The sequence below is a fragment of the Caballeronia sp. LZ016 genome (assembly GCF_031450805.1).
In the GTDB taxonomy this organism is placed as follows: domain Bacteria; phylum Pseudomonadota; class Gammaproteobacteria; order Burkholderiales; family Burkholderiaceae; genus Caballeronia.
The window spans coordinates 1,040,631-1,060,986 of record NZ_JARTVY010000001.1 but is presented as its reverse complement, the minus strand read 5'-3'; the positions used below and the strand labels follow the sequence as shown (position 1 = coordinate 1,060,986).

The window sequence follows — 20,356 nt, the reverse complement described above, 5'->3', positions numbered from 1 at the left end:
CGCGGCGCCGGCTCCCAAAAGGAGCGGCGCCGTTTTTCATTGCGGCCCGCCTAGGTGAATTCCCGGCCATCCCGAAAAAAGCAATTGCCCGACCGTCCGGTCGGTTTATAATCGGCCGACAGCGACTTCCCATGAGCGAGTGTCCGCCATGTACACCCAATCTCTCGATCTTCCCGGTCAGCAGCCCGCTTCGGAGGCCCCCGCCGACGCCTCTTCCGATCAGCAACGCTTCGACGCCGTGATGCAGGCCGACGGCAAGATCGAACCGCAAGACTGGATGCCGGAGGCTTACCGCAAGACGCTGGTTCGGCAGATTTCGCAGCACGCGCATTCCGAGATCATCGGCATGCAGCCGGAGGGCAACTGGATCAGCCGCGCGCCGAGCCTCAAGCGCAAGGCGATCCTGCTCGCCAAGGTTCAGGACGAAGGCGGCCACGGTCTCTATCTATATAGCGCGGCAGAAACGCTGGGCGTATCGCGCGATCAACTGGTCGATGCGCTGCACGCGGGCCGAGCGAAATATTCGAGCATCTTCAACTATCCGACGCCCACGTGGGCCGATGTCGGCGTGATCGGCTGGCTGGTCGACGGCGCGGCGATCATGAACCAGATCCCGCTGTGCCGCTGCACCTACGGCCCTTATGCGCGGGCGATGATCCGCATCTGCAAGGAAGAGTCGTTCCATCAGCGGCAAGGTTTCGACGCCCTTCTCGCGATGATGAAAGGCACGCAGGCGCAAAAGGATCTCGTGCAGCAGGCGGTGAACCGCTGGTGGTGGCCGGTGCTGATGATGTTCGGCCCGAGCGACAAGGATTCGATCCACAGCGGCCAGTCGTTCGCCTGGGGCATCAAGCGCATCTCGAACGACGACCTGCGGCAGAAGTTCGTCGATGCGACCGTCGAGCAGGCGAAGATTCTCGGCGTCACGTTGCCCGATCCCGATCTGAAATGGAACGCGGTGCGCGGCGCGCACGACTACGGCGAGATCGACTGGGAAGAATTCTGGCGCGTCGTCAACGGCGACGGCCCCTGCAACAAGGAGCGCCTCGCCACCCGCGTCAAGGCACACGACGACGGTGCATGGGTGCGTGAGGCCGCGCTTGCGTACGCGCAAAAACAAGCGGCGCGCGCGCATCGCGAAGCAGCGTAATCAGGAGACGAGAGAGATGAACAAGGAATGGCCGATCTGGGAAGTCTTCGTGCGCAGCAAGCAGGGACTCGATCACAAGCATTGCGGCAGCCTCCACGCCGCCGATGCCAGCGCCGCGCTGCGCATGGCGCGCGATGTCTACACGCGACGTCAGGAGGGCGTGAGCATCTGGGTGGTGCCGTCGTCGGCCATTACGGCGTCCGATCCGGCCGACAAGGGCGAGCTGTTCGAGCCCGCCGGGGACAAGATCTACCGGCATCCGACGTTCTTCGTGCTGCCCGACGAAATCAACCACATGTAAGGGCGCGACATGAGCACCGAACATCTCGCCTATGTGCTGCGTCTCGCCGATAACGCGCTGATCCTCGGCCAGCGCAACGCCGAATGGTGCAGTCACGGCCCGGCGCTGGAAGAAGACATCGCGCTTGCGAACATGAGTCTCGATCTGATCGGGCAGGCGCGGCTGCTGTACTCCCATGCGGCGACGCTCGAAGCCGCGCTCACCGGCCAGCAGAAGACGGAAGACGATTACGCCTATTTCCGCGGCGAGCGCGATTTCGCGAATTACACGCTCGTCGAGCTGCCGCACTTCGGCCCGCTCGCGGGCACGGCGCGCACCGAACGCGACTACGCGGTGACCATCGTGCGCAACTTTCTGTATTCGGCGCTGATGGCCGAGCTGTGGACGGCGTTGCAGGCATCGTCGGATGCGCAGCTCGCGGCGATCGCGGCGAAATCGATCAAGGAAACGCGATACCACTTGCACCACGCCCGCGACTGGTTCGTGCGCTTCGGCGACGGCACGGACGAATCGCACCGGCGGGCGCAGGCGGCGCTCGATTATCTGATGCCCTACACGCGCGAATTCTTTCATCCCGACGCCGTCGAGCGCGCGGTGGCCGAAGCGGGCATCGCGCCGCTGGCGAGCGATTTCGAAGCCGTGTGGCGCGATGCGGTTGCATCGGCGATCGACGAAGCCACCCTGCGCGCGCCCGCAGAAGTGAAGCACGTCAGCACGGGCAAGCTCGGCGAGCATTCGGAGCACATGGGTTATCTGCTCGCGGAAATGCAAAGTCTCGCGCGGCAGCATCCGGGTGCGACCTGGTGACGACGAGCCCGAACGCCCAGAGCGACGCCGCGCTGCAACGCGCGTGGTCCGTCCTCGAATCGGTGCCCGATCCGGAAATCCCGGTCGTGTCGATCCGTGAGCTCGGCATCCTGCGCGACGTCCGCCACGGCGACGACGGCGTGCTCGAAGTCGTCATCACGCCGACGTACTCCGGTTGCCCGGCGATGTCGCAGATCGCGGAGGACATCGCCCATGCGCTCGAGAACGCGGAACTCGGCGCGCATCGCGTCAAGACCGTGCTCGCGCCCGCCTGGACGACCGACTGGATTACCGGCGACGCGCGCGAAAAGCTGCGCCGCTACGGCATCGCGCCGCCCACGGGCGCTTGCAGCAGCACCGAACAACCGCTGCGCTTCGTGCCGTACAAGAAGGAAGTCATCCCCTGTCCGCGCTGCGGCTCCGCGCACACGGAAAGGCTCGCGCAATTCGGCTCGACGGCGTGCAAGGCGCTGTATCGCTGCATCGATTGCCGCGAGCCGTTCGATTACTTCAAGCCGTATTGACTGCTCCGAGACACGATCATCATGGCGACTCCGCAATTTCATCCGCTGCGCATCCGCGACGTTCGTCCCGAAACCGCCGATGCCGTCACCGTCTCGTTCGACGTGCCGCCCGAACTGCGCGACGCTTTTCGCTTCACGCAGGGCCAGTTCGTGACGCTGAAGACGCATATCGACGGCGAGGAAACGCGCCGCTCGTATTCGATTTGCGTCGGCGTGACCGATTACGATCGCGACGGCGAATTGCGCATCGGCATCAAGCGCGTGCGGGGCGGACGCTTCTCGAACTTCGCGTTCGACACCCTTAAGCCGGGTCATGAAATCGAGGTCATGACGCCCGACGGGCGCTTCTTCACGCACCTGAACGCCGATCACGCGAAGCACTATGTCGCGTTTTCGGGCGGCTCGGGCATTACGCCAGTGCTGGCAATCATCAAGACGACGCTCGATCTCGAGCCGACGAGCCGCTTCACGCTCGTGTACGGCAACCGCAGCGTGGACGCGATCATGTTCGCCGAAGAACTGGAAGACCTGAAAAACCGCTACATGAGCCGGCTCGTGCTGTATCACGTGCTGTCGGACGACCTGCAGGACGTCGAGCTGTTCAACGGCGTGCTCGACAAGGCGAAGTGCAAGGCATTCCTCGAGACGCTGTTGCCGCCGGACGAAATCGACGAAGCGTTCATCTGCGGTCCCGCGCCGATGATGGATGCCGCCGAATCCGCGCTGAAGGAATCGGGCGTGGCGGCGGATCGCATCCACGTCGAGCGGTTCGGTACGCCGCTGCCGCAAGCGGGCGTGCCGCAAATCGAGATCACGGAAAGCACGCCGGCGGCGGACCTCGAACTGATCATCGACGGAAAGAAGCGCAAGCTGCGCCTGCCGTACGAAGGCGTGAGCGTGCTGGATGTCGGCCTGAAGGCGGGGCTCGCGCTGCCCTATGCATGCAAGGGCGGCGTCTGCTGCACGTGCCGCGCGAAGGTCGTCGAGGGGACGGTGAAGATGGACAAGAACTACACGCTCGAGCAACACGAAATCGACGACGGATTCGTGCTGACGTGCCAGTGTCATCCGGTGAGCGAGCGCGTCGTCGTGAGCTTCGACGAGCGTTGATCTGAGCGCGAAAGGCCACACCGGCGCGCGCGGCGATTGGCTTAAACTGGGACCGCACATCGCGGTCCCTTCGTCTTCCGGCATGCCGACACCATGAACTTGATTCACGTCACGAATGGCGACAGCGCCGCCCGGTCGCTGACAGAAGCGCTTCTGCTCGCCGGGCGCGACGACCAGGTGATCGCCCTGCGCGACGATCTCGCCGTCGGTCCCATCCGCGATGTGGACGAATCGCCGGTCGCGCGCGCGACGTTCTGGCGTCACGTCTGGAACAGCGCGGTCGATTTCGAAGCGGAGCTCAAGGCGCAACAGGCGCTCTTCGGCCGTCTCGCGCGCGGCGATGCGCAGGTGGTCGTGTGGCACGGCCAGAGCGCGGCGGATCAGCTCACGCTGCGGCGCGTCGCCTATCACTTGCGCAATGTGCCGCAGCGGCTGAACGAAGCGAAGCTGGCCTTCGACGATCTGTCCGTCGCCGCTCCTGACGCGCATCCCGAGGAGGCGAGCCGGCCCGACCGCGCGACCGCTGTCGGCATGTTCTCGCCGCATCAACTGGTGGCGAAGCTGCCGAGCGCCGCGCCCATCTCCGTGCTGCGCATCAGCCGGCTCGCGCTCGAATGGCAGGAAGCGAAGCACTCCAACGCCGAAAACCGCCGCCTGCGCGACAACATGCTGGTCTCAGGCACGTGGACCGACGTCGACGAAGCGATGCTCGACATCGCGACGTCCGAGTGGCGCCCCGCGAGGCGCATCGCCGGCGAGGCGATGACGCAGCAGTTCGACTTCCTGCTGAGCGATTCGGTCGCCTTCTGGCGATGCCGCGAACTCGTCGCGGCGGGGCGGCTTAAAATACGCGGCACCCCGTCGGAAATCGTCGACGCCGAACTGCGGCGGTAATGCAGACAAGCCAATAAGCCGAAAAGAACGTCCGATCAATGGCCCGTACGAAAGCGCCTGACCACGAAACACAACGCGAGCAGATTCTCGAACTGGCCGCCGCCAAATTCGCGCAGACGAGCTACCCGAGCACGTCGATGGCGGATCTGGCCGCCGCGAGCGGCACGTCGAAAGCGCGGCTTTATCACTATTACGAGAGCAAGGAAGCGATCCTCTTCGATCTTCTCGACCGCTACACGAAGCGGCTGATGCTGATCATCGCGGAGGTGGAAGGCGCGAGCGAGCGACGCGGCCTCGACGAGCGCCAGGCCTTCGCCGAACTGCTGCGCGCGTTCCTCGCGGAGTATGAGACGTCGCACAGCCGGCACGTCGCGCTTCTAAACGACGTCAAATATCTTGAAGAGGCGCAGCGCGAGATCGTGCTCGGCCGTCAGCGCGATATCGTCGCGGCGTTCGCGCGCCAACTCGCGCGCGCGTACCCGCACCGCGTGACGAAGGACAATCAGACCGCGCTCACGATGATGGTCTTCGGCATGATCAACTGGACGTTCACGTGGCTCAAGCCGGGCGGCAAGCTGGGCTACGGCGAGTTCGCGGAGGAGGTCGTCGGGATGATCGAGCACGGGCTTGCCGACGCGGACCGTTGAGCTTGCTGCGGTGCGACAACGCGGCCTGCGGTACGCAGCCAATCACGTAACCGACTGAATTCGCTCGATATTGTCGCGATCACACAACTATTTAGAACTCCCGCTCCACGGTTTTTAAGGGTTTTCCCGTATCGAATTCTCCCGAACCGGATAGAATGCGTTTTGCTATGCAGCATTCGTACGAACGACAGGAGAACATCGTGGAACTGACCTACAACCGCAACGCCGAGCAGATCGTCGCTAGCGACCGTCCGCTGCCGGACGCCGCGCGTATGCCAGTTCTCGTGCGCGAACTGTCTTCGGCAGACCGCGAGCGTCTCCTCACGCACTTTCTTGCGCTCGACGAAGACGACCGTCTGCTGCGGTTCGGCCAGATCGTGCCGGATCACGTCATCGAGAATTACGTTCGCAATCTGAACTTCACGAACGACACGGTTTTCGGCGTGTTCGGCGCCTCGCTGGAACTGGTCGGCGTCGGCCACCTGGCCTATCTGCCTGCCGACGGCGACAAGCGCACCGCCGAATTCGGCGTATCGGTGCTCGAAAGCGCGCGCGGGCGCGGCATCGGCACGAAGCTGTTCGAACGCGCCGCCATGCGCAGCCGCAATACGCACGTGTCGGAGTTGTACATGCATTGTCTTTCGCGCAACAAGACGATGATGCATATCGCGCGCAAGTCGGGCATGAAGATCGAGTACGCATACGGCGAAGCGGACGCGTATCTCTCGCTTCAACCGGCCGATCAGACGAGCATCATGGCCGAAATGCTTCAGGAGCAAGCCGCCGTGTTCGACTACGCGATCAAGCGCCAGGCGCATCGCGCATCGCAAGTTTTCAAGGCGTTCATGCCGACGGCCGACGCGGCCTGATTCTTTAGGACAGCGCGGGGCGCGCTGCGAGCGGGACCACACCAGGGCGGCCGAGACCGCCCTTTCTTTTTGTTCAGGCTAACGCAGCGGCAGCACCGTCGTTTCCTTGATGCGCTCGAGCGAAAAGCTCGAACGAACGTCGATTACCGACGGATGGTGCAGCAACTGATCCTCCACGAAGCGCGAAAAGTGCTCCATGTCGCGCACCTGCACGCGCAGCAGGAAGTCCATTTCGCCGGTCATCGCGTCGCAGGCGACCACTTCGGGCCATGAGCGCACCGCTTCACGAAACAGATCGCCGTGCGTCGGCGGTTTCGGCGTGCCGGCGGCGACCGGCATTCCGCCGCGCTTTTCCAGCCGCACGTTGACATATGCCAGAAGCCCTAGCCCGAGCTTTTTGGCGTCGAGCAGCGCAACATAGCCACGAATCACGCCCGTTTCCTCCAGCCGCCGAATGCGCCGCAAGCACGGACTGGGTGACAGGCTCACGCGATCCGCGATTTCCTGGTTCGATAGCCGCCCGTTCTCCTGCAGAATCGCGAGAATCTTGCGGTCGATTGCGTCGATTTCAGGTTCGGCCATGATCTGTCTCCCGTTCGCGTTCTGTTGGCAGCTTGTTGCGCAATACTAGAAAGCGGCGATTTGTTTCGCAAACTTTTGGCGCGCGACGCTCGCTAAACTTGTCTCCACGTCGCGCAACGCCGCGCAGATCAGGAGACACGCAATGACCGCATCGAACTGGGAGAATCCCGTCGGCACCGACGGCTTCGAATTCATCGAGTACACCGCGCCCGATCCCGTCGCCCTCGGGCGATTGTTCGAGCAGATGGGCTTTACCGCCATTGCAAAGCATCGGCACAAGAACGTGACGCTGTATCGGCAAGGCGATATCAACTTCATCATCAACGCGGAAGCCGATTCCTTCGCGCAGCGCTTCGCGCGCCTGCACGGTCCGTCAATTTGCGCGATTGCGTTTCGCGTCGCGGATGCCGGCAAGGCTTATCAACGCGCGCTCGAACTGGGCGCGTGGGGCTTCGACAACAAGACCGGCCCGATGGAACTGAACATTCCGGCGATCAAGGGCATCGGCGATTCGCTGATCTACTTCGTCGACCGCTGGCGCGGCAAGAACGGCGCGCAGCCGGGCAGCATTGGCGACATCAGCATTTACGATGTCGATTTCGAGCCGATTCCCGGCGCGGACCCGAATCCGGTCGGTCACGGGCTGACGTATATCGACCATCTGACGCATAACGTGCATCGCGGCCGGATGATCGAATGGGCCGAGTTCTACGAGCGTCTCTTCAACTTCCGCGAAGCGCGCTATTTCGACATCGAAGGCAAGGTGACCGCGGTGAAGTCCAAGGCGATGACCTCACCGTGCGGCAAGATCCGCATTCCGATCAACGAAGAAGGCTCCGAGAACGCCGGCCAGATTCAGGAATATCTCGACGCCTATCGCGGCGAAGGCATTCAGCACATCGCGCTGGGCACGAACAATATCTACGCCACCGTCGATGGCCTCCGCACGGCCGAAATCGCGCTGCTCGATACCATCGACACGTATTACGAACTCGTCGATCGCCGCGTGCCGAACCACGGCGAAAACGTCGCGGAGTTGCGCAAGCGCAAGATTCTGATCGACGGCGTGCGCGACGAAATCCTGCTGCAGATTTTCACGGAGAACCAGATCGGGCCGATCTTCTTCGAGATCATTCAGCGCAAGGGGAATCAGGGCTTCGGCGAGGGCAACTTCAAGGCGCTGTTCGAATCGATCGAACTGGACCAGATGCGGCGCGGTGTCCTGAAAGACACCAGCGCGAGCTAACAAGGGAGCGGACGCAAAAAAGGGACATGAAGCGCTCATGTCCCTTTTGCTTTTCGCGGCGGATTTCAGCCGAACCCGCCGCTGCGATGCGGTCAGTTCGCCGTATCGTCGTTGCTGCGTTCGGATTCGCGACGCTCGCCGGTGCGCGTCTGCGAAATTTGCGCGCGCGCCTGCACGACTTGCGGCGCGGACGTCGCTCCGAACGGCGAGTTTGCGCGGGCGCCGCCCATCGGGGCGCTGATCGCGAAAAAGGCCGCCGAGACCATCAGGAAACTCTGGATGTGGCGTTGCTTCATTTAATTTCTCCTTATGACTGCGTGTACGACTCCTGGCAAACCGCGCCAGGCGCCCGTTTAGACAGAGTTCGAAACGAGGGTTCCGCATTCGCGTCGCTTTTACACCTGTAACAAAGCGCAGCCTGCGCGCGGCGGGATAACGAACGGGTTTGTCCCACTGTCTGCCCGAGGCGTGCATCGGCACACTTGAAGTCCCGGCCAACGCGTCCACAAGAGGCGGCGGCCCGAAACATGCTTTGGTGATCCCAAACTCGGGTGGAGGAAGACACATAATGAACGCCCCGCTAGACGCAGAACAAAGAGCTTCGCTAGAAGCCGCGCTGAAATCCGTCACACTCGACGACAAATACACGCTCGAACGCGGCCGCGCTTATATGAGCGGCATCCAGGCGCTGGTGCGCCTGCCGATGCTCCAGCAAGAGCGCGACAAGGCCGCCGGTCTCAATACCGCCGGCTTCATCTCCGGTTATCGCGGTTCTCCCCTCGGTGGTCTCGATCAGTCGCTGTGGAAGGCGAAGAAGCATTTGGCCGCGCATCAGGTCGTATTTCAGCCGGGCGTGAACGAAGACCTGGCGGCGACGGCCGTCTGGGGCTCGCAGCAAGTCAACCTGTATCCGAGCGCACAGTACGACGGCGTCTTTTCGATGTGGTACGGCAAAGGCCCCGGCGTCGACCGCTCCGGCGATGTCTTCAAGCACGGCAATTCCGCCGGATCGTCGCAACATGGCGGCGTTCTCGTGCTCGCCGGCGATGACCACGCCGCGAAGTCATCGACGCTCGCGCACCAGTCCGAGCATCTTTTCAAGGCGTGCGGGTTGCCGGTGCTGTTTCCGTCGAACGTGCAGGAGTATCTCGACTTCGGTCTCCACGGCTGGGCGATGAGCCGCTATTCCGGCCTCTGGGTCGCGATGAAGTGCGTGACGGACGTGGTGGAATCGTCGGCGTCGGTGGATATCGACCCGCATCGCACGCAGATCGTGATTCCGACCGATTTCGCGATGCCCGACGGCGGCCTGAACATCCGCTGGCCCGATCCGCCGCTCGTGCAGGAAGCGCGTCTGCTCGATTACAAGTGGTATGCCGCGCTCGCCTATGTGCGGGCGAACAAGCTGGACCGCATCGAGATCGATTCGCCGCGGGCCCGCTTCGGCATCATGACGGCGGGCAAGGCGTACCTCGACGTGCGTCAGGCGCTCACCGACCTGGGCCTCGACGATGAAACCTGCGCGCAGATCGGCATTCGCCTGTACAAGGTCGGCTGCGTGTGGCCGCTCGAAGCGCAAGGCGCGCAGCAATTCGCGCGCGGTCTCGACGAAATTCTCGTCGTCGAAGAGAAGCGCCAGATTCTCGAATACGCGATCAAGGAAGAGTTGTACAACTGGCCCGATGCGCAGCGTCCGCGCGTTTTCGGCAAGTTCGACGAAAAGGACGGCGCGGGCGGCGAATGGTCGGTGCCGATGGGCAACTGGCTGTTGCCCGCGCATTACGAACTGTCGCCGGCGATCATCGCGAAGGCGATCGCAACGAGGCTCGACAAATTCGATCTCCCCGCCGATGTCCGCGCGCGTATCGCGGCGCGCATCGCGGTGATCGAAGCGAAGGAGAAGGCGCTCGCCCGGCCGCGTGTCGAGGCCGAGCGCAAGCCGTGGTTCTGCTCGGGTTGCCCGCACAACACGTCGACGAACGTGCCCGAGGGATCGCGTGCGATGGCGGGCATCGGCTGTCACTACATGACGGTCTGGATGGACCGTAACACGAGCACGTTCAGCCAGATGGGCGGCGAAGGCGTTGCGTGGGTCGGGCAGGCGCCGTTTTCCGGCGACAAGCACGTGTTCGCCAATCTCGGCGACGGTACGTACTTCCACTCCGGGCTGCTCGCCATTCGCGCGGCGATCGCGGCGAAGGTGAACATCACCTACAAGATTCTTTATAACGATGCCGTCGCGATGACGGGCGGCCAACCCGTCGACGGCGTGCTGACCGTGCCGCAGATCACGCATCAACTGGCTGCGGAAGGCGCGGCGAAGATCGTGATCGTGACCGATCAGCCCGAAAAGTACACGCCGGACGTCGGCATTGCGCCGGGCATCGAGGTGCATCATCGCGACAAGCTCGACGACATTCAGCGCCAGTTGCGCGAGATCGCCGGCACGTCGATTCTGATCTACGACCAGACGTGCGCTACGGAGAAGCGTCGCCGCCGCAAGCGCGGTGCGTTTCCCGATCCGGCGAAACGTGTCGTGATCAACGAGGCGGTGTGCGAAGGCTGCGGCGATTGCTCCGTGAAGTCGAATTGCCTTTCCGTCGAGCCGCTGGATACCGAGTACGGTACGAAGCGCCAGGTCAATCAGTCGACGTGCAATAAGGACTACTCGTGCCTCAACGGCTTCTGCCCGAGCTTCGTGACGGTCGAAGGCGGCCAGCTGAAGAAGCCGAAGGCGACGAGCGTCGCCGGCGAAGCGATGCCGCCTGTTCCCACGCCTGACCTGCCTTCCATCGGCCGGCCGTACGGCGTGCTTGTGACGGGCGTCGGCGGCACGGGCGTCGTGACCATCGGCGCGCTGCTCGGCATGGCGGCGCATCTGGAACAGAAGGGCGTGACGGTGCTCGATGTCACCGGCCTCGCGCAAAAGGGCGGCGCCGTGATGAGCCACGTGCAGATTGCGAACAGCCCCGCCGATATCCACGCGACGCGCATCGCGATGGGCGAGGCGGATCTCGTCATCGGCTGCGACGCCCTCGTGACCGCGAGCGACGAATGCGGCTCGCGGATGCAGCCGGGGCATACGCGCGTCGTCGTCAATAGTGCGCAGACGCCGACTGCCGCGTTCATCAAGGACCCGAACTGGCGTTTTCCGGGCGCGAGTGCGGAAGCCGATATCCGCGCGGCGGCTGGCGAGCATGTCGCGCTCGTCGATGCGAACCGTTTCGCCGTTGCGCTCATGGGCGACGCGATCTACACGAATCCGTTCGTGCTCGGGTACGCGTGGCAGAAGGGATGGTTGCCGCTGCTGCATGAATCGCTGGTGCGGGCGATCGAGTTGAACGCGGTGCAGGTCGAGAAGAATCTGGCCGCGTTCGAGTGGGGACGGCGCGCGGCCCATGATCTGGCGGCCGTGACGCGGCTGGCTCATGGATCGCCCGATGCGTCGCCGGCGAAGATCATCGCGCTGCACACGCCGAAGGCGCTCGATTCGCTGATCGACAAGCGGCTCGATTACCTGGCGAAGTATCAGAACGCCGCGTACGCCGCGCGTTATGGAAGGCTCGTTGCGGACGTGCGTGCGGCCGAGGCGGCGCTGGGCGTCGGCGATTTCCTGCTCACCGAAGCTGTCGCGAGGAATCTGCACAAGCTGATGGCTTACAAGGACGAGTACGAAGTCGCGCGGTTATATGCCGATCCGGCTTTTATCGAGAAGGTTCGCGGGAGCTTCGAAGGCGACTGGAAGATCAAGTTTCATCTCGCGCCGCCTTCGTTTTCCAGGAAGGACGCGCACGGGCGGCTGGTCAAAAAGCAGTACGGCCCGTGGATGATGCCCGCGATGCGTTTTCTCGCTCGCCTCAAGTTCTTGCGCGGGACGGGGCTGGACCCGTTCGGGCGCACGGAAGAACGGAAGATGGAGCGGGCGTTGATTGCGGAATACGAGGCGCTCGTTCGCGAACTGATCACCGGATTGTCGATGCAGAAGCTGCCACTGGCGATCGAACTCGCCAGTCTTCCCGATTCGATGCGCGGGTACGGGCACATCAAGGAGAACAACGTCAAGGCGGCGAAGGTCAAGTGGGAGAAGCTGCTGGCGCAGTGGCGGGATCGGGAAGGCGGGGCGAAGCGGCAGGTGGCGTGAGCGCTCTTCACTTCCCCCGAGAGGCGGTTCGCGTGCGAACCGCCTTCTTCTTGCAGTTCACGTCAAAGCATTGACCCTCCGGTCCTGCGATACCTCGCGGCGATAAAGCGCTCTGCTTCTTCTGGCGTGACGGACTCGAACAGCGCGGCGAAGTGTGCATAAAGCAAGGGCGTGCCTTCGCGATGAATCAGCTTCACCACCAGTCGAAAGAGCGTGCCGACAGGATATTGCTGTCGCATGCTCCGACTGCATTCGACGCGCAATGCGGTACTGAGTCCTTGCCCCGCCAGCGGACGCACGCGAATCGCCGCCGCCGATGCTTCGCCGGTTGCTCGAAACGTTTCTACGATGATCTCCATGCTGCCGACGAGAAGCTAAGCAGACCGTATTACATCACGGCCAGGCCGCCCGACTTTCACCGGACAGGCTAAAGCGACAGCAGATTTTCGCAACCGGGCCGCTATTCGACACGGTTCTCAAGATTGCGTCCTTGCTAGGCCAATAACGAAAACGGCGACCCGGTCCCCGGATCGCCGTCATCAACGCAGCGAAACTACCGCTTACTTAGCCTTATTCACGCTCGCATTAGCGCTCGCCACCGCCGTCATATTGATGATCCGCCGCACGGTAGCCGCAGGCGTCAGAATATGCACCGGTTTGGAAGCACCCAGCAAGAAGGGTCCGACGGTGACGCCTTCCCCGCTCACCATCTTGAGCAGGTTGTACGTGATATTCGCCGCCTCGACGTTCGGCATGATCAGCAAATTCGCCTCACCGTGCAGCGTCGTCCCCGGGAACGCGGACTTACGCACGGTCTCCGACAAAGCCGCATCGCCGTGCATCTCGCCATCCACTTCGAGATCGGGCGCACGCTCCGCAAGCAGCTTGCGCGCTTCCGCCATCCGCTTGCTCGACGCGCTCGGCACGCTGCCGAAGTTCGAATTCGACACCAGCGCCACCTTCGGCTGAATCCCGAACCGCTCGATCTCACGCGCAGCGAGAATCGTCATGTCGGCGAGTTGCTCGGGTGTCGGCGTCTCGTTGACGTACGTATCGCTGATGAACAGATTGCGCCCCTGCAGCATCAGCAGATTCATCGCCGCGAAGTTATTTGCGCCTTCCGCCTTGCCGAGCACCTGCTCGACGAATTTCAGGTGATCCTGATACGTATCGATCAGCCCGCAGATCATGCCGTCGGCATCGCCGGTATGAATCAGGATCGCGCCGATCAGCGTGTTGAACTTGCGCAGCGCGGCCTTCGCGCTTTCCGGCGTCACGCCCTCGCGCGCGGCGATCTCGTGATACGCCTGCCAGCTCTTCTGATAGCGCGGATCGTCTTCCGGGTTCACGATCTCGAAGTCGACGCCCGGCTTCAGCTTCGAACCCATCTTTTGCAGACGCATCTCGACCACCGCCGGACGGCCGATGATGATCGGCTTCGCAATCTTCTCCAGCAGCACGAATTGCGCGGCGCGCAGCACGCGCTCATCTTCGCCTTCCGCGAACGCGATGCGCGCAGGCGCCGCCTTCGCCGCCGCGAACACCGGACGCATCACCATGCCCGTGCGATACACCGTCGCGCCGAGCGTCTCGCGATACGCATCCATGTCCTGAATCGGACGCGTCGCGACACCGGAATCCATCGCGGCCTGCGCGACAGCCGGCGCAATCTTGATGATGAGACGCGGATCGAACGGCTTCGGAATCAGATACTCCGGACCGAATTCCAGCGAATGGCCTTCGTACGCTTTGGCGACTTCATCGCCCTGATCGGTTTCTTCGGCGAGTTCCGCGATCGCGCGCACGCATGCGAGCTTCATTTCTTCCGTGATGGTCGTCGCGCCGACATCCAGCGCGCCGCGGAAGATGAACGGGAAGCACAGCACGTTGTTGACCTGGTTCGGATAGTCCGAACGGCCCGTCGCGATGATGCAGTCGGGCCGCACCTTCTTCGCTTCTTCCGGACGAATTTCCGGCTCCGGATTCGCCAGCGCGAGAATCAGCGGCTTGTCGGCCATCGTCGCGACCATCTCCGGCTTGAGCACGCCGGCGCTCGAACAGCCGAGGAACACGTCGCAGCCGTGCATCGCATCGCCGAGCGTCCGTGCGTCGGTGCTCGCCTGATAGCGCTCCTTCGAAGCATCGAGATTGCCGCGGCCTTCATAGATCACGCCCTTCGAATCGGCGACGAGCGTGTTCGACTTCTTCAGGCCCAGATGCACGAGCAGGTCCAGACATGCGATCGCTGCCGCACCCGCGCCGGAGCAAACGAGCTTCACTTCATCGAGCTTCTTGCCGACCACCTTCAGGCCGTTGAGAATCGCGGCCGATGCGATGATCGCCGTACCGTGCTGATCGTCATGGAAGACCGGAATCTTCATGCGTTCGCGCAGCTTCTTTTCGATATAGAAGCATTCCGGCGCCTTGATGTCCTCGAGGTTGATGCCGCCGAGCGTCGGCTCGAGCATTGCGATCGCATCGACGAGCTTGTCCGGGTCCGTTTCGTCCAACTCGATATCGAACACGTCGATGCCCGCGAACTTCTTGAACAGACACCCCTTGCCTTCCATTACCGGCTTGGCCGCGAGCGGACCGATGTTGCCGAGGCCCAGCACGGCCGTGCCGTTCGTCACGACACCGACGAGGTTCGCGCGCGACGTGTACTTCTGCGCGTCGAGCGGTTCATCGAAGATGGCCATGCAGGCGGCTGCCACGCCCGGCGAATACGCCAGCGACAAGTCGAGTTGATTCGACAGCGGTTTGGTCGGCGTGACCGAAATCTTGCCGGGGCGGGGATTCTGGTGATACGCGAGAGCGCTTTGCTTCAGTTGTTCGTCCATGATTGACCTGATTATCCTGAGACGTTTGGGAATTTATTTGGACAGGGTTCACAGCCTGCGACCGCTCGAACAATGAGTGGGGGTGTGAATCGATGGACCCATGTTTTCAGTCGCCCGGCATGTCGGATAGACACGGCGTCGCGCCCGCAGGGGTGATGCGGGCGGACGAAGGCTCGATATTTTTTGGACGTTCAGTGTACACCGCGTCTTTGAAATGACGCGAAGCAGCATTGCAGGCTGCGTTCGTCGGCGTGACGGATCACCAGATGTAGCGCGCGTTGAACCGCACGCCGTATTGCGAATAGGCCTGTGCGCCCCACTGGCCGGAAATGTCGCCCCAGGCCGACCAGCGCCTGGCGAATGCGGCGTTCAGCCCAAGCCGCACTTCGTAGCGGTTGGTCGGAAACATCTGCGGCAAGGAGACATCGCTGAATGCGATGACGAGGTTCGACTGGTCGTGCCACCAGTTGAACGCGGCGTAAGGAGCGAAGCGCCGGCCGCCGCCCGCGTCGATTTCACGCGATAGCCGCACGCCCACGCGCGTGATGATGTTGCTCGACGCGCCCTTCGTGAGCTCGGTGCCGTTCGGCTCCGTCACGTCGATACCGAGTTGCCGCAGCCAGACCGCCTGCACCTGCGGCTCGATCCGCCACGACACGCCGAGCGGAAACGCCCAGCCCGTCTCGACCGATGCCGCCCACGCCTTCGTGTGATACCCGACGTCCGGCAGGTCGTCGCCGCGCACGTGCTTGTCCATCCATCCGAATTGCAGCCAGCTATCGACGTACGGTCCGAGACGCGATCGTGCGTTTGCGAACCACGTCGCATACATGCCGACGCTGTAGCCGTTGACGGTGCCCGCCGCGTGCTCGTCGCTGTCGGCAGCGGATCCATCGCTGTGGACGTAGCCGTAGCCGGCCATCGCGCCGAACAGCAGGCGATCGTCATCGCTCATAAGGCGGCGGTGCACGAGGTCGCTGCCGCCCTGAAGCAGCACGCTGCGTATTCGCGCGCTGTATTCGTCGCCGGATGCAGCACTGTTGGTCGAACGCCCGACGAGGCGCAGCCATGCGTCGCGACCGGCTTCGTCGGAGGCCGCTGCGGGATCGGCGGGAAGCGAATTCAGGCGATCGTGGAGGCTGTGAAGGAACATCATTCTCGCGGCAGTGGCGTTCGCGAGGTAGGCCGCTACTTCCGGGCGATATTGCGGCGTGGGCGTCGGCGTCGGACCGGGCGCAGGTTCAGGCGACGGCGACGGCGACGGCGATGGCGATGGCGATGGCGTCGGACCGGGCGAAGGCGCCGGCGGCAGCGGCGGCTTGGGCGGTCGCTGCGAGCGCAAGTACCAGTTGCCATCGCCGGGAGCGGTGAGGCTTCCCCGATACAGGCGATATTCATACGGCCCCGCCACCGCCCGCCCGCTCAATCTGAACGCGGTCTCGGGCGCGATGCCGCCGTTAATCGCTTCGATGACGCGAATGCCGTCGAACGTGAGCGCGCCGCGTCCCCCCGCGTTCGCGATGCGCACGCCGGTGGTGCCCGTTGCCGCGCCGCCGTCGATGACGAGCCGATCCGACGCCGAACGATCGCCGCCGAGCGCAGTGTTCAGCACGAGCGTCGCTGCGTCGCCGTGAAATTGGCGCGCCGTCAGGCTGTGGAACGCGCCATCCGGGACCCGTGCGAAGCCTGCGACGCTGCCCGCGCTGTTCAGGCTCGTGAGCGTGGAATCGCCGGTGATCCACCACGTCGCGCCGTCGACGAGCGTCACGCGGACGGTCGCGCCAGCCGACGCCGGCCCGCGCATCGCCGACGCGCCGTAGAGCGTCGCGCCGCTCGCAGTAAGCTCGAGATCGCTCGACCGCGCGATGCTGTCCACCGCCAGCAACGCCGGACCCGATGCGCCACCGCCCGCAACCAGCACGCGCGCCGATCCGTCCTGCACGGCGATTGCCGCGCCCTGGCTGCTCGCGAGCGTCGTGCCGGCGAACTCCGCGCGCATCGGAGCGGATGGCGTACCGCCCGTCACCCTCAACGCGTCCGCCGCCGCGCCGAGCGCCCGCACCGCCGCGTTGCGCATGACGATGCCGCCGCCGTCGCGCAACACGATCCCATGCGCGGACGCGCCTTGCGTCGTCACTTGCGCGCGCTCGGCGGTGATCCGCGAATCCGCGCCGCTCGCCACGAGCGCATGCGCCCCAGCGCCGGATGTCGTTATCGCACCGGCGTTCAACGTGAGCGTGCCCGAGCCGGTCGCGTCTGCGCCGATTGCGGCATCGCCGAGCGTGGTCACGGTGGTGCCGGCTGCATCGATCGACGCGCCCGCGACCGTCGCGGCAAGCCCCGGCGACGCGCCGCCTTCGGTGCGCACATCGACGTTGCGCAGCACCATCGAACCGGGCGATTCGACGAGCGCGCCGGGCGAGCCGGTCCCCGTCGTACGCACCGATGTGCGGCCGCCGCCCGCATCGACGACGATGCTCGACCCGTCCGAAGACTGCCCGAGCCCCGGGGCGTCGTCGCCCGCTGTCGTTACCGAACTCGTGCCCAGCAGGCTGATCGATCCGGTCGCGACGATCAGCCCGCCCGCCTGCGGCCCGTACGTGACGATGGTCGAATCGCGGAGCGTCATCGTTCCGCCGAAATCGACGAACGCGGCATGGGAGCGCTCGCCGTAGGTCGTCAGGCTGACGCGTCCGGCGATGCTCCCGTCGCCGAACACGTGCGCGCCGTTGGAATGCGCGCCGCGTGTCGTCACGGAGGAGCCGCTATCGCCGAAGTCGATGCGGCCGCCGCTTTCGACATAGCCGCCGGTCGATTCGTCGCCGGATGAGCGAAGCGTGACGGGCGCGGTGACGGTGATCGATCCGCTATTCGCGGCATGCAGGACGGCCGCGTAGGCCGCCGCGCCCGTATCGAATGTGCCGCCGGGGACGATTGCGTCGCAGCCGCTCGCCGTATAGGACGTTGCCGAAGGTGATGGGGGCGCACACGTCGCGGCTTGCCCGCCGGACGCATGAGTCACTGCAAGCCACAGCACGACGATCAGCGCGCCGACGTTGTCCGCCTTGTCACGCACCATGCGAATTCCCTTGAACAAAGGCATGCCGTACAGCGACGCGCACCCCAAGGATGAATCACCGCTTGCCTTAAACGTCGTCTGCAGCGGTGTCAGATCAGTCTAGGAGCCAGCGCGCCGCCCCGCCGCTGCGACTTTGGCAAATACCGGCCAGAAAGCGCGAAACACCGGCCGCGGCTCGCTCCGGCGCGCCGCCTCGGGTAAAATCGCGGGTTAGCCGTGCGTGGGACAGTGGGCGCTGGAGGCGTCGAAAGTCCCGTCGACACGCGCGCAGGGACAGGTGGAACAGCCCTTCGAAAGACGGCTCGTTTCGCGTCCCGCCCAAAACGCCCGGGCCCTCGCGCCGCCTTCTCGCTTCTCGAAGCGCCACACCAGTTCAAGGATTCGCCCATGACAGGCTTCGATCGCCAGACGATCTCCGACACCACCGCCAAGATGCTGCTCGAAGTGCAGGCGGTGCATTTCAACGCGGAAAAACCGTTCATCTTCACGTCCGGCTGGGCGAGCCCGGTTTATATCGACTGCCGCAAGCTGATCTCGTATCCGCGCGTGCGCCGCGGCCTGATGGAAATGGCGGAAGCCACCATCCTGCGCGATGTCGGCTACGAACAGATCGATGCCGTCGCGGGTGGCGAGACCGCCGGTATTCCGTTCGCCGCGTGGATCGCCGATCGCCTGATGGTGCCGATGCAGTACGTGCGCAAGAAGCCGAAGGGCTTCGGCCGCAATGCGCAGATCGAAGGCCTGCTCACCGAAGGCCAGCGCGTGCTGCTCGTCGAAGACCTGACCACCGACAGCCGCAGCAAGATCAACTTCATCAACGCGCTGCGCACGGCCGGCGCAACGGTGAACCACTGCTTCGTCTTGTTTCACTACAACATCTTCAAGGAAAGCGTGTCGGTGCTGAAGGACATCGATGTCGATCTGCACGCGCTCGCCACCTGGTGGGACGTATTGCGCGTCGCCAAGGAACAGGGCTATTTCGAAACCAGAACGCTCGATGAAGTCGAGAAATTCCTGCACGCGCCGGCTGAATGGTCGGCCGCGCACGGCGGCGCCACCGCAGCACCGCAATAAGGCGCTCGCTGTTTTTAATACATAAAAAAGAAAAGCCGCTGACTAAAATCAGCGGCTTTTTTCATTCGAGCGCTTATTAGCCGTTAAAGCGCGTTGGGATTGGGCATCGGAGAATCTTCAAGCGAGCCATCGCCTGAATATGCGGACAGATTCATTAACCCGTTACTCTGCGCACACTGAAAAAGCTCGGAATCGCGTTCGATGCCGAGCTTGCGCATCGCCGTGTTCTTTTGCGTGCTGATGGTCTTGATACTGCGACGCAACTGAGCCGCAATTTCAGTAATCGTCATGCCGGACACGAAGAGGCGCACCACTTCGAGCTCACGCTTAGACAGGATGACGCCGCGCTGTTGCCCCGTCACGCCGATGCCCATGCTGTCGAGCGCCGCCTTCACCGATGGCCCCAGATACTCCTGCCCGCGCATCACGTGCTGGATGGCCCAGCCGATGTGGTTCATGTCGTCGGCCTTGTTGATGATCGACATGACGCCGACTTCACGCAAACGTTTGAGCAAGGCCGGATTTTCGAGCATCGTCAGCACGACGAGCCGCACCTTCGGGAACTGGCGGCCGATATAGCCGAGCAGCGGCATGCCGTCGCCGTATGATCCGCCGGGCATGGCAAGGTCCGTCACCAGAACGTCGCAATGCGTTTTCTGGAGAAGCTGGACGAGTTCCGTCGACTGCCGGGCCTGCCCGACCACATCGACTTCCGGAAACTTGCTCAGTGCCTGCGTGGCGCCGAACAAAATGACCGGATGGTCGTCTGCGATGATGACCTGTATTCGCTGGCTCATTTATTCTTCCCCCATATCCGGTTGATTGACTGCCACGCGAATCGATGTCAAATAGCTCATATTTTGACCAACAGAGTCTGGTGTCATGACCGCCTTCAGGAGCGCCATACAGAACGCCGCTGAATTTGCGCTATAGGTTGAATCCCAAGGATCAACCTTTTAATGCTTTGTTGCAATGTTAAACTGCATCTTCGTATGAAGCGCATCACTGAGACAAAAAACATCGTTGCAGTCGGCGAAACGCTGCTATACGCGCGGAAGCGACTGCCTGGAGTCAGCCATGCGCGTCGCATGT

At 63.3% G+C, this 20,356-nt stretch carries 17 protein-coding genes; 11 read left to right on the top strand and 6 right to left on the bottom strand.

Translation table 11 applies throughout. The features are described 5' to 3' along the window. Positions 1–148 precede the first annotated feature (148 nt). From paaA to P9220_RS05005, 8 genes are all read left to right on the top strand, one after another. The gene (gene paaA / locus P9220_RS05040; protein WP_309763875.1) at positions 149–1,150 is read left to right on the top strand and encodes a 1,2-phenylacetyl-CoA epoxidase subunit PaaA; all 1,002 of its coding nucleotides are present in this window, start codon (positions 149–151) and stop codon (positions 1,148–1,150) included. A 16-nt stretch (positions 1,151–1,166) separates the two neighbouring features. After that, positions 1,167–1,451, top strand: coding sequence for a 1,2-phenylacetyl-CoA epoxidase subunit PaaB (gene paaB / locus P9220_RS05035; protein WP_309763874.1), 285 nt, complete (start codon positions 1,167–1,169; stop codon positions 1,449–1,451). 9 nt (positions 1,452–1,460) lie between these two features. Continuing rightward, positions 1,461–2,258, top strand: coding sequence for a 1,2-phenylacetyl-CoA epoxidase subunit PaaC (paaC, locus tag P9220_RS05030; RefSeq protein ID WP_309763873.1), 798 nt, complete (start codon positions 1,461–1,463; stop codon positions 2,256–2,258). Beyond that, the gene (gene paaD, locus P9220_RS05025) at positions 2,255–2,782 is read left to right on the top strand and encodes a 1,2-phenylacetyl-CoA epoxidase subunit PaaD (protein ID WP_404980368.1); all 528 of its coding nucleotides are present in this window, start codon (positions 2,255–2,257) and stop codon (positions 2,780–2,782) included. Before paaC ends, paaD begins: the two co-directional genes overlap by 4 nt. 21 nt (positions 2,783–2,803) lie before the next feature. Next, on the top strand, positions 2,804–3,892 hold the full coding sequence (gene paaE / locus P9220_RS05020) for a 1,2-phenylacetyl-CoA epoxidase subunit PaaE (RefSeq protein ID WP_309763872.1): 1,089 nt from the start codon (positions 2,804–2,806) through the stop codon (positions 3,890–3,892). Positions 3,893–3,985: 93 nt separating this feature from the next. After that, complete coding sequence (locus P9220_RS05015) at positions 3,986–4,786, top strand: DUF1835 domain-containing protein (RefSeq protein WP_309763871.1); 801 nt, start codon at positions 3,986–3,988, stop codon at positions 4,784–4,786. A 38-nt stretch (positions 4,787–4,824) separates the two neighbouring features. After that, on the top strand, positions 4,825–5,433 hold the full coding sequence (locus P9220_RS05010) for a TetR/AcrR family transcriptional regulator (protein WP_309763870.1): 609 nt from the start codon (positions 4,825–4,827) through the stop codon (positions 5,431–5,433). A 200-nt stretch (positions 5,434–5,633) separates the two neighbouring features. Beyond that, positions 5,634–6,302, top strand: a complete 669-nt coding sequence (locus P9220_RS05005) for a GNAT family N-acetyltransferase (RefSeq protein WP_309763869.1) — start codon at positions 5,634–5,636, stop codon at positions 6,300–6,302. A gap of 78 nt (positions 6,303–6,380) precedes the next feature. Here P9220_RS05005 and P9220_RS05000 read toward each other — a convergent pair whose 3' ends face one another. After that, positions 6,381–6,884 (bottom strand): Lrp/AsnC family transcriptional regulator, encoded by a 504-nt coding sequence (locus tag P9220_RS05000; protein WP_309763868.1) that lies wholly within the window; start codon positions 6,882–6,884, stop codon positions 6,381–6,383. Between the two features lie 142 nt (positions 6,885–7,026). Between P9220_RS05000 and hppD the strand changes: the two genes are divergently transcribed. After that, a complete protein-coding gene (gene hppD / locus P9220_RS04995) occupies positions 7,027–8,130 on the top strand; it encodes a 4-hydroxyphenylpyruvate dioxygenase (RefSeq protein ID WP_309763867.1) in 1,104 nt (367 codons plus the stop codon). Positions 8,131–8,222: 92 nt separating this feature from the next. Here hppD and P9220_RS04990 read toward each other — a convergent pair whose 3' ends face one another. Further along, the gene (locus P9220_RS04990) at positions 8,223–8,426 is read right to left on the bottom strand and encodes a hypothetical protein (protein WP_309763866.1); all 204 of its coding nucleotides are present in this window, start codon (positions 8,424–8,426) and stop codon (positions 8,223–8,225) included. Between the two features lie 272 nt (positions 8,427–8,698). Here P9220_RS04990 and P9220_RS04985 point away from each other — a divergent pair, with 272 nt between their 5' ends. After that, positions 8,699–12,271, top strand: coding sequence for an indolepyruvate ferredoxin oxidoreductase family protein (locus tag P9220_RS04985; RefSeq protein WP_309763865.1), 3,573 nt, complete (start codon positions 8,699–8,701; stop codon positions 12,269–12,271). A 62-nt stretch (positions 12,272–12,333) separates the two neighbouring features. Here P9220_RS04985 and P9220_RS04980 read toward each other — a convergent pair whose 3' ends face one another. The 3 genes from P9220_RS04980 to P9220_RS04970 form a co-directional block, all read right to left on the bottom strand. Next, positions 12,334–12,510, bottom strand: a complete 177-nt coding sequence (locus P9220_RS04980) for a hypothetical protein (RefSeq protein ID WP_309763864.1) — start codon at positions 12,508–12,510, stop codon at positions 12,334–12,336. Between the two features lie 321 nt (positions 12,511–12,831). Beyond that, positions 12,832–15,111: an NADP-dependent malic enzyme gene (locus P9220_RS04975; RefSeq protein WP_309763863.1), complete on the bottom strand. Its 2,280-nt coding sequence runs from the start codon at positions 15,109–15,111 to the stop codon at positions 12,832–12,834. Positions 15,112–15,370: 259 nt separating this feature from the next. After that, complete coding sequence (locus tag P9220_RS04970; RefSeq protein ID WP_309763862.1) at positions 15,371–18,190, bottom strand: autotransporter outer membrane beta-barrel domain-containing protein; 2,820 nt, start codon at positions 18,188–18,190, stop codon at positions 15,371–15,373. Between the two features lie 387 nt (positions 18,191–18,577). On the opposite strand from P9220_RS04970, the gene P9220_RS04965 reads away from it, so the two are divergent. Further along, on the top strand, positions 18,578–19,264 hold the full coding sequence (locus tag P9220_RS04965) for an orotate phosphoribosyltransferase (RefSeq protein WP_309763861.1): 687 nt from the start codon (positions 18,578–18,580) through the stop codon (positions 19,262–19,264). An 83-nt stretch (positions 19,265–19,347) separates the two neighbouring features. On the opposite strand, the gene P9220_RS04960 is transcribed toward P9220_RS04965, so the two are convergent. After that, on the bottom strand, positions 19,348–20,061 hold the full coding sequence (locus P9220_RS04960) for a response regulator (protein ID WP_309763860.1): 714 nt from the start codon (positions 20,059–20,061) through the stop codon (positions 19,348–19,350). Positions 20,062–20,356: the final 295 nt, after the last annotated feature.